5 protein-coding genes are annotated in these 5,809 nt (G+C 73.4%); 3 read left to right on the plus strand and 2 right to left on the minus strand.

What is annotated here, in order from left to right:
• Positions 1–131 precede the first annotated feature (131 nt).
• Together EST54_RS33015 and EST54_RS33020 are read left to right on the plus strand one after the other, a co-directional pair.
• Positions 132–2,387: an acetate--CoA ligase family protein gene (locus EST54_RS33015; RefSeq protein ID WP_129251362.1), complete on the plus strand. Its 2,256-nt coding sequence runs from the start codon at positions 132–134 to the stop codon at positions 2,385–2,387.
• Between the two features lie 169 nt (positions 2,388–2,556).
• A complete protein-coding gene (locus EST54_RS33020) occupies positions 2,557–3,453 on the plus strand; it encodes an enoyl-CoA hydratase/isomerase family protein (protein ID WP_239013218.1) in 897 nt (298 codons plus the stop codon).
• Between the two features lie 126 nt (positions 3,454–3,579).
• Here EST54_RS33020 and EST54_RS33025 read toward each other — a convergent pair whose 3' ends face one another.
• A complete protein-coding gene (locus tag EST54_RS33025; RefSeq protein WP_244942668.1) occupies positions 3,580–4,224 on the minus strand; it encodes a hypothetical protein in 645 nt (214 codons plus the stop codon).
• 8 nt (positions 4,225–4,232) lie between these two features.
• Complete coding sequence (locus tag EST54_RS33030) at positions 4,233–4,805, minus strand: RNA polymerase sigma factor (protein ID WP_129251364.1); 573 nt, start codon at positions 4,803–4,805, stop codon at positions 4,233–4,235.
• 223 nt (positions 4,806–5,028) lie between these two features.
• On the opposite strand from EST54_RS33030, the gene EST54_RS33035 reads away from it, so the two are divergent.
• On the plus strand, positions 5,029–5,655 hold the full coding sequence (locus EST54_RS33035; RefSeq protein ID WP_129251365.1) for a flavin reductase family protein: 627 nt from the start codon (positions 5,029–5,031) through the stop codon (positions 5,653–5,655).
• Positions 5,656–5,809 lie beyond the last annotated feature (154 nt).

Raw genomic sequence — 5,809 nt, forward strand, 5'->3', positions numbered from 1 at the left:
CCACCCGGCAGCCCCCACCCCACCCGCCGCCCAAGGTTTACCGTGCATCCATATTCCTGACGGGGCGTCAGTTCAGTAACCTGACTATGTGTCAGGTAATCAGAGCCGTCTCAGAGGAGCGGGCGTCTGCGATGCTTGGATCGACTCACGGCACCCTCACCACGCACTCCCGGCCGGCCCGCGTCGTGGCCTGTGGGGAGCAACGACCACACACCGTCCACGGCACCAGTGAACCGCACCCCGGCGGCGGTGGACAGGGCACCGACGCCCTCGACCGCGATGTCAGCGGGCGTCCGCTGCAGGCTCCGGTGCCCGACCTGGACCGGTTCTTCCGGCCCGAGTCCGTGGCGGTGGTCGGCGCCTCGGACAGCGCGGGCCGCCCCAACACCGGCATCACCCGCCAGCTGATCGCCTGGGCGGAACGCGTCGGAGCCCGGCTCCACCCCGTCAACCCGGGGCGCGCCGAGGTCTTCGGGCGGCCCTGTCACGCCACCGTCGCCGATCTGCCGGAAGCCGTCGATCTCGCCGTCCTCCTGGTCGGCGACCCGCTGCCGGTCATCGAGCAACTCGCCGAGGCCAAGGTGAAGTTCGCCGTGGCCTTCGCCTCCGGTTTCGCCGAGACCGGCGAGCGCGGTGCGGCCGCCCAGGACCGGCTGGCCGAGGCCGTCGCACGCTCCGGCCTGCGGCTGCTCGGGCCGAACACCAACCTCAACGCCTTCGAGAAGTTCCGCACGGACCTCGACGGCCCGGCCATCGCCCTCATCACACAGTCAGGCCACCAGGGCCGGCCCGTCTTCAGCCTTCAGGAACTGGGCATCCGCCTCTCGCACTGGGCCCCCACCGGCAACGAGGCCGATCTGGAGACCGCCGACTTCCTCTCCTACTTCGCCACCCGGCCCGAGGTCGGCGCCATCGCCGCGTATGTGGAAGGGCTCAAGGACGGCCGCAGCTTCCTCCTCGCCGCCGACCGCGCCGCCCGCAACAAGGTCCCCGTCGTCGCCGTCAAGGTCGGCCGCACCGAGACCGGCGCCCGGACGGCCGCCTCGCACACCGGCAAGCTCACCGGCGCCGACGCGGTCGTGGACGCCGCGATGCGGCAGTTCGGGGTGATCCGGGTGGACGGGCTCGACGAGTTGCAGGACACCGCGGCGCTGCTGGCCCGCGCCAGGAAGCCCCTCGCCGAGGGTGTCGCCGTCTATTCGATCTCCGGCGGCACCGGCGCCCACTTCGCCGATCTGGCGACCGCGGCGGGGCTGCGGCTGCCCACCCTCGGCGACGCGAAGCAGACCGAACTGCACCAGTGGATACCGGACTATCTCAGCGTCGCCAATCCGGTCGACAACGGCGGGCACCCGGTCGGCGACTGGCGCGGACCCAAGATCATCGATGCGCTCCTGGCCGACCCGTCCATCGGCGTCCTGATCTGCCCGATCACCGGGCCCTTCCCGCCGATGAGCGACAAGCTGGCGCAGGATCTGGTGGCCGCGGCGGAGCGCACGGACAAGCTGGTGTGTGTGGTGTGGGGCTCGCCGGTCGGCACGGAGGACGCCTACCGCAGCACCCTCCTCGGCTCCTCGCGGGTGGCGACCTTCCGCACCTTCGCGAACTGCATCACCGCCGTCCGCGCCTACCTCGACCACCACCGCTTCGCGGCCGGCTACCGCTCCCCCTTCGACGACGCCCCGCGCGTCCTCTCCCCGTCCGCACGCAAGGCGCGGGCCCTGATGCGTCCGGGCCAGCAGCTCAGCGAACACGCGGCCAAGCAGCTGCTGCGCGCCTACGGCATCCGGGTCCCCCGCGAACAGCTGGTGACCAGCGCGGCGGCGGCCGTACGGGCGGCGAGCCTGGTCGGCTACCCCGTGGTGATGAAGGCCTCCGGGCCGCAGCTGGCGCACAAGACCGAACTCGGCCTGGTCAAGGTCGGTCTGACCTCGGCAAGCCAGATCCGGGACGCCTACCGCGAGCTCACCGACATCGCCCGTTACGAGGACGCCCCGCTGGACGGCGTGCTGGTCTGCCAGATGATCGAGCGGGGCGTCGAGATGGTCGTCGGCGTCACCCGGGACAGCCTCTTCGGGCCGACCGTGACCGTGGGCCTGGGCGGGGTCCTGGTGGAGGTCCTGCGGGATGTCGCGGTCGGCGTACCGCCCTTCGGCGAGGACCAGGCGCGCGCGATGCTCGGCGAACTCCGCGGCCGCGCCCTCCTGGACGGCGTGCGCGGCGCACCGCCCGCGGACGTCGATGCGCTGGTCGAGGTCGTGCTGAGGGTGCAGCGGATGGCCCTCGAACTCGACGGCGAACTGGCCGAGCTGGACATCAATCCGCTGGTGGTCCTGGAGCGCGGCCAGGGCGCCGTGGCCCTGGACGCACTCGCCGTCTGCCCCTGACCGCACCGGCGCGTACCCCCGCCGCCACCAGACGGGCCGCCGCCCCGCCGCCGGCCACCGCCGCTTTGCCGGACCCGGCGCCCGCCGCCACGCCCGCGACCACCACCGCGACCACCCGGCCGCGGCCCGGCGCAGGCGCCCCGGCCGTCCCCTTTGGAGCCGCTCCCCCATGACCCGCTCACCGTCCCCCTCTTCCGTTCCCCCCGAAGCGCCCGGCGAGCCCGCCGGGCCCGACGGCCGCACCGCCCGCGCCGGCTCCGCCGAACGCACGGACCCCGTCGACTCCTTGATACTCCACACCACTGACAACGGCGTCTGCTGGCTCACTCTCAACCGGCCGGAGGTGCTGAACGCCCTCACCCCGGACCAGCGCGAACGCCTCATCGGCCGGCTCTCCGACGCCTCCGCCGACCCGGACGTACGGGCCGTCGTCCTCACCGCCACCGGCAAGGGCTTCTGCGCCGGCGCCGATCTGCGCGGCGCACCGTCCGCCGAGGAGCGGGTCACCGGCGATGTCGCCCGGCTGATCCGGCACGGCGCGCAGCGGCTCATCACGGCGGTGCTGGACTGCGAGAAGCCGGTGATCGCCGCCGTCAACGGCACCGCGGCCGGGCTCGGTGCCCATCTCGCGCTCGCCTGCGACCTGGTGCTGGCCGCCGAATCGGCCCGTTTCATCGAGGTGTTCGTCCGCCGCGGCCTGGTCCCGGACGGCGCCGGCGCCTACCTCCTGCCGCGGCTGATCGGCCCGCAGCGCGCCAAGGAACTGCTGTTCTTCGGGGACGCCGTACCGGCCGCGGAGGCGGAACGGCTGGGGCTGGTCAACCGGGTCGTCCCGGACTTCGAGCTGAGGACCGTGGCACGGCAGTGGGCCGAGCGGCTGGCGGCCGGCCCGACCCGGGCACTGGCTCTGACAAAACAGCTGGTCAACGCCTCGCTCGACAGCGACCGGACCACGGCTCTCACCGCCGAAGCCACCGCCCAGGAGATCAATATGACGACGGCCGACGCGCAGGAGGGGGTCGCCTCCTTCGTGGCGCGCCGCAACCCTGCATACCGGGGACGCTGACCAGAGACGCTGACCGGCCCCGGGACCAACCCCGGGACCGCCACCGTCCCTACGGCGCTCACGGCACTACGCCACTACGGCGCTAGGCCACTTCGGGGCGCCTCCTGCCCCCGGGGTACCCCGGCCCTACCCCACCCCATCCGGGCACTCCGGCACCTCACGGGTGTTGCGGGTCCGCACCCCCGGCAGCCATCCCCGTACGCCCTGCCCGCTGGTGACCAGATACCAGCGGGTGGAGGTGACGCCCTCCTCGTCGCGGACCATCCGGCCGTCCGTCACCACACAGCGGGCGGCCAGGTCATCGCCGTGCCAGACCCGGCCGGCGGAATTGCCGCGGGCGGCGTACGCGGTGTGCGGGTCCTTGGCCAGCCGCAGCGCGCACTCCAGGGAGCGGCCCGTGCGGCACGCCCGTTCGCTGTTGTAGACCGTGATCTTCACCGTCGGGGGCGGCCCGGCCGGCCGCACGGACACCGACCCGGGACGCATCAGCCACCACACCCCCAGCAGCACCGCGGCCACCGCGGCCGCCACCGTGAGCGCGACCGCATACGGCCGCCTCCGGGGCAGCGCCACCACGGCGGGGGTCGGCCCGGAGCCCGATTCCCTGATGCGGTCCCACAGTCCGGGCGGTGTCTCGATCTGTTCGTCCGCGCGCCGCAGCCGTGCGCGCAGCAGCGCCTCGGGATCGTCCCCGGCGCCGTCCCCCAGGCCGCCGCCGGCGTCCCGTCCGCCGCCGCCCGCGCCGCCGTCGTAGCGTGACCCCACACCCACCGCGCCGCTCACCTCCCGGCCTGCCCGTGCTCCGATTCAACGAGGTAGGCGCGCAGTCTGTCCAGCGCACGGGCGCGATGGCGGGCGGCGGTGCCCCGATGCACCTTCATGATCTTCGCGGCCTGGTCGAGGGTGTAGCCGTCGAGGTCGACGAGGATGACGATGCCGGCCTGCCGGTGCGACAGCTTCCCCAGCAGGCGCACCGCCTCGATCTCGGCCTGCCGGCGCTCCACTCCGCCGTCCCAGCCGCCGGAGCCGCTCACCGGCGCCCCGCCCGCGCCGGTCTCCTCGACCTCCTCCATGCCGTCGACCAGCACCTGCCGCCGGTCCTTGCGGTACGCGTCGCGGGCGACGTTGAGCACGGCGGTGAAGGCGTAGGCGTACGGCTCCGGATGGGCGAGGAAGCGCTGGGGGCGGCGGGCGAGTTTGAGGTACGCCTCGTGCACCACGTCCTCCGCGGACTGTCTGGATCCGGCCAGCATCACCGCCCTTCGGTAGAGGCGGGGCAGCAGCCCACAGAAGACCTCGTCGAAGGTGGGTGACGCGGCGGACGAAGCTGACGTCGGTCTCGCATCGGCCATGTACCGGAACTCTCCCCCGTGTTCGGCTACGGACGCGGCCGTGCAGGACGCTACCCGTGCGGACGACACGCAATCAGGAATCCACCGACCAATCTCGCGCGAATCCCCCGAGACCGGATCCGATGCGCCGGTAAACCACACGTGCGGGTGGCCGGCGGCGCCCCGCACCTTCACATCTGACGCTGCATCAGGTTCACTGAAAGACATGATGGGACATGCGGGAATGGCAGCCACGGCCGTGCGGTATCTGCGCTCCGTCGGCGCGCCCACCACGGCCGCCGCACCGGCCTCCGCCTCCTCACCGGCCGCCGCCTCCGCCCCGCCGCGGCCCGCGCTGCGCGCCGTGCGCGACGACGAGCGCGCCCCGCTGGATCCGGCCGAATTCCGCGCCGTATTGGGGCACTTCGCCAGCGGAGTCACGGTCATCACGGCCCCCGGAGAGCCGGAGCCGGCCGGGTTCGCCTGCCAGTCCTTCGCCTCGCTGTCCCTCGACCCGCCGCTGGTGGCGTTCATGGTGGGGCGTACGTCGACCACCTGGCCGCGGATCGCTCGCGCCGGCGTGTTCTGCGTCAACATCCTCGGGGCCGGACAGGGCGCGCTCTGCCGCGGGTTCGCGGTCAGTGGTGGCGACAAGTTCGCCGGCGTCTCCTACGGGCCCGCGCCGGCCACCGGTTCGCCGCGGCTGGCGGAGGTTCCCGCCTGGATCGACTGCACGATCCAGGCCGTGCACACCGGCGGCGACCATCTGATTGTGGTCGGCAGGGTCGAAGCCCTCGGCACGGACCCGGACGCCGCCCGCACCGGCCCGCTCCTCTTCCACCGGGGCGCCTTCGGCCACTTCCGTCCGTGAGCGCGGGCGGCAGGCCGGCCCCCCTGACGGCGTCAGCGGCCGGGCCGCCCGGACCGTGAACGGACAGCCGGCCAAGACAGCCCACGGGCCAGACGGACAGCCGAGCAGCCAGCAGCCGCGCCGACCACCCGCACAAGCCCCACAACCCCCGGCC

Source organism: Streptomyces sioyaensis, assembly GCF_004122735.1.
GTDB lineage: Bacteria > Actinomycetota > Actinomycetes > Streptomycetales > Streptomycetaceae > Streptomyces > Streptomyces sioyaensis.

Coding starts and splice junctions, on each gene's coding strand:
- EST54_RS33015 (WP_129251362.1), top strand. CDS start 132: ATGCTTGGATCGACTCACGGCACCCTCACCACGCACTCCCGGCCGGCC.
- EST54_RS33020 (WP_239013218.1), top strand. CDS start 2,557: ATGACCCGCTCACCGTCCCCCTCTTCCGTTCCCCCCGAAGCGCCCGGC.
- EST54_RS33030 (WP_129251364.1), bottom strand. CDS start 4,805: ATGGCCGATGCGAGACCGACGTCAGCTTCGTCCGCCGCGTCACCCACC.
- EST54_RS33035 (WP_129251365.1), top strand. CDS start 5,029: ATGGCAGCCACGGCCGTGCGGTATCTGCGCTCCGTCGGCGCGCCCACC.